This window comes from Ideonella azotifigens (assembly GCF_006519715.1).
Classification (GTDB): Bacteria; Pseudomonadota; Gammaproteobacteria; order Burkholderiales; family Burkholderiaceae_C; genus Ideonella; species Ideonella azotifigens.
The window spans coordinates 1-2,464 of the sequence record NZ_VIDT01000748.1 but is presented as its reverse complement, the minus strand read 5'-3'; the positions used below and the strand labels follow the sequence as shown (position 1 = coordinate 2,464).

Genomic DNA, 2,464 nt, shown 5'->3' with positions numbered 1-2,464 from the left:
GGTCCCTCCAAGAGGGACGGCGCGCTCCCCTTCGGGCGGCCGTGCGGGGGCGCTCATGACCGCATCCTGGCAGGACATCCCGGCCCTGCACTGGGAAGGCGGCGCGCTGGACTGTGCGAGCTGCCCGCACGCCGTGCTGCGTTCGCAAGGCGGCTGCGAGCCTGGTGTGTCCTGCATGCAGGACGCCTACGCCCGCCGCATCGACCGCTTCTTCCGCAGCCACCCCGAACTGGCCGCCCAGCACCTGGGCCACGGCTACTTCGAGGTGCGCGCCATCGCCGCCCGCTACGCGGACCTGTTCTGCCTGCCGCCGCTGATGGACGACCCCGATGAGACCGTGCGCCTGCAACTGGCCCTGCGCCTGCCGCAGCGCCAGCTGATGCAGATGCGCGCCGACTCGCACCGCGAGGTGCGCATCCGCGTGGCCCAGCGCCTGGCGCCCGAGCAACTGGCTTCGATGCTGCATGACGAGGACTACCAGGTGCGCGCCACCGTGGCCCGCCGCCTGCCCGAGGCCTTGCTGCCGCTGCTGATCAGCGACCCGGACCTGACCGTACGGCGAGAGGTGGCCCGGCGGGTGCGCATGCCTTCGCTGTGGCGCATGGTGGAGGACCGCGAGCCTGAAGTGCGCCGCATCGTTGCCGAGCACCTGCCTGTGCCGCTGCTGCCGGTCTTCGCGGACGACCCGGACCTGCTGGTGCGCTGGGAGGTGGCCGGCCGGGCTGCGCCTTCGCTGCTGGCGCGCCTGGCCTGCGACCCCGATGCAGAGATTCGTGAACGTGCCCGTGCCCGGCTGATGCAAAGCCAGGCGCTGGCCAGCCAGGAGGCCCAGCATGGCTGACATCAACCGCGACGACGACGTGATCGAAGTGGCCCAGCCGCCGCGCTTTGCCATGGGCGAGCGCGTGATCAGCCGCACCGTGATCCGCAATGACGGCACCTACAACGGCCGGGACATCGGCGAGGTGCTGGTGAACAAGGGCGAGATCGGCTTTGTCACTTCCATCGGCACCTTCCTGCAGCAGTTCTACATCTACGCGGTGGAGTTCGTGGACTCGGGCCACCGCGTGGGCATGCGGGCCAAGGAACTGTGCACGCTGGACCACCTGCCAGACGAAGTGTTGGCCCAGCTCGGCGATCGCGTGGCCGAGCTGCAAAGCCTGCGCTGAACTTTTTCCCTCACCGGAGCTTCGCCATGATGGACCAACGCCTTCCCCGCTACGAATGGGGCCAGGCCGTGATCGCCGCGGTCGACCTCTACAACGATGGCAGCCACCCCGAAGCCGAAGAAGACCAGCTGCTGGTGGTGGCCGGCGGGCCGGGCGAGATCGTCCAGGTCGGCCAGCATGTGGACAGCCAGGCGCCGGTCTACATGGTGGACTTCGGCGTGGCCGTGATCGGCTGCCTGGAAGACGAGATCGCCGTGGAGGGCGCGGACTTCTGTGCGCTTCCCTCCCTCGCGCCGATGCCAGAAGAGGTGCCTTTGTGAGCGCGCTTCGGGCCCGGGAAAGCGAGCCTGGCGTGCGGGCCGAGCCGGTCGCTTCGCTGGATGCGCGCCGCATCCGCCGGGCGCTGGCCCAGCGGGCTCGCTACAAGTATGTGCAGCCGCGCTTGCTGGCCGAAGGGCAGGGCTGGAAGGTCGTCAGCCCGAACTGCTCGCGCAATGTCGACAAGGCCGGTGGCGAGATCGACATCGCCTGGCTGGCCCCTTCGGACGACGGCGGCTGGTTGCTGTTCTCCCGCGACCACGCCGAGGACTGCTGGCAACTGCGCCACCACGAGCGCAGCCTGCCCGCCGTGCTGCTGCACCTGCAGCAAGACCCATCTCGCATCTTCTGGCCTTGAGACCCCCCATGCCTGACTGGCTCTACCTGGACCACAACGCCACCACCCAGCCCTGCGCCGAAGCGGTGGAGGAAATGCTCGATGGCCTGCAGCGCCTGTGGGCCAATCCGTCGTCCACGCATGCCAGCGGCCAGGCCGCGCGCCGCGCGTTGGCCGATGCCCGGGCCCGCACGGCCAGCCTGATCGGCTGCCAGGGCGCCGAGCTGGTCTACACCAGCGGTGCTACCGAGGCCAACCACATGGCCGTGGTGGGCGGGCTGGAGCTGGGCCGTGCCCAAGGACGGCAGCGCCTGGTGCTGAGCGCGGTGGAGCATCCCGGCCTGCTCGCGCTGGCCGAGCGCCTGCGCGGTCAGGGCCATGCGGTGGACCTCATTCCGGTGGACCACCAGGGCCGGCTGGACCTGGACGCGGCCAAGGCCCTGATCGGCCCCGATGTGGCGCTGGTCAGCGTGATGGGTGCCAACAACGAGACCGGCGTGCTGATGCCCACCGAGGCGCTGGCCGAGCTGGCGCATGCCGCCGGTGCGCTGCTGCATGTGGACGCCACGCAGCTGCTGGGCAAGAGCCTGCAGCGCTTCGACCGCAGCGGGGCGGACCTGTGGTCGGTCTCGGCGCACAA

Annotated in this window: 5 protein-coding genes; all 5 read left to right on the top strand. The window is 70.1% G+C overall.

Going from position 1 to position 2,464, the window contains the following annotated elements; all coding sequences use genetic code 11:
- Window positions 1–55: 55 nt before the first annotated feature.
- Window positions 56–841, top strand: coding sequence for a 4Fe4S-binding leucine-rich repeat protein (locus FKP22_RS27165; RefSeq protein WP_141291074.1), 786 nt, complete (start codon window positions 56–58; stop codon window positions 839–841).
- Entirely contained in the window at window positions 834–1,169 is a 336-nt protein-coding gene (locus FKP22_RS27160; RefSeq protein WP_141291073.1) for a nitrogen fixation protein NifZ, read from the top strand. The genes FKP22_RS27165 and FKP22_RS27160 overlap by 8 nt, the downstream gene beginning before the upstream one ends.
- Before the next feature lie 26 nt (window positions 1,170–1,195).
- Window positions 1,196–1,489: a nitrogen fixation protein NifZ gene (locus FKP22_RS27155; RefSeq protein WP_141291072.1), complete on the top strand. Its 294-nt coding sequence runs from the start codon at window positions 1,196–1,198 to the stop codon at window positions 1,487–1,489.
- The gene (locus FKP22_RS27150) at window positions 1,486–1,845 is read left to right on the top strand and encodes a DUF3024 domain-containing protein (RefSeq protein WP_211361611.1); all 360 of its coding nucleotides are present in this window, start codon (window positions 1,486–1,488) and stop codon (window positions 1,843–1,845) included. The genes FKP22_RS27155 and FKP22_RS27150 overlap by 4 nt, the downstream gene beginning before the upstream one ends.
- A gap of 8 nt (window positions 1,846–1,853) precedes the next feature.
- A partial coding sequence (locus tag FKP22_RS27145; RefSeq protein WP_141291071.1) for an aminotransferase class V-fold PLP-dependent enzyme occupies window positions 1,854–2,464 on the top strand: 611 nt, incomplete at its 3' end.

Excerpts from the sequence above, each read along its gene's own strand:
- FKP22_RS27165 (WP_141291074.1), top strand. The coding sequence starts at position 56 with ATGACCGCATCCTGGCAGGACATCCCGGCCCTGCACTGGGAAGGCGGC.
- FKP22_RS27160 (WP_141291073.1), top strand. The coding sequence starts at position 834 with ATGGCTGACATCAACCGCGACGACGACGTGATCGAAGTGGCCCAGCCG.
- FKP22_RS27155 (WP_141291072.1), top strand. The coding sequence starts at position 1,196 with ATGATGGACCAACGCCTTCCCCGCTACGAATGGGGCCAGGCCGTGATC.